This window comes from Clostridium tarantellae (assembly GCF_009295725.1).
Taxonomy (GTDB): domain Bacteria; phylum Bacillota; class Clostridia; order Clostridiales; family Clostridiaceae; genus Sarcina; species Sarcina tarantellae.
Window position 1 is genome coordinate 1 of the sequence record NZ_WHJC01000652.1, and the last position, 466, is coordinate 466.

Here is a 466-nt window from a genome sequence, read left to right on the forward strand (position 1 = left end):
TTACCAACTCCTCCACATATATTACATATCTTACTTGTATAAGCAGGATTTATATATGTGTAGATTATACTATTAAAATCACACTTATATTCTAATCTCTCTCTTATATATCCTTTAATCCATCTTGATAATTTTCTCTTAACAGATTTAGGATATCTATCATGCCATTTAACAAAATCTAAATTTTCCATAACTATCTCTTTAGGTTTTTCACTTTTTATTAAATGATTTAGAGAGTGATTTATATAGGATTTAACTCTTTGGTCATGCTTTCTTTTATTATTATTATATTTCATATTACCTAAGTTGTTTATTAATATAGTATTTGCTTTTTTAAAATTGCCTATCTCTAAATAATTCTTATATCTATGCCAAAATCTATTCCTTTGAGTATTAACTTTATTTAGTCTTTCGGTTTCTGTACTAAGATGATAGTTTATTATATCTTCTACTTAGCCTTTTAATA

The 466-nt window shown here is 24.0% G+C and carries 1 protein-coding gene; it reads right to left on the reverse strand.

The genetic code is table 11. From position 1 onward, the window contains the following. Window positions 1-296, reverse strand: a 296-nt coding sequence (locus GBZ86_RS16760; protein WP_152892529.1) for an IS200/IS605 family accessory protein TnpB-related protein, incomplete at its 3' end; no start/stop codon positions are given. Between the last annotated feature and the right edge of the window lie 170 nt (window positions 297-466).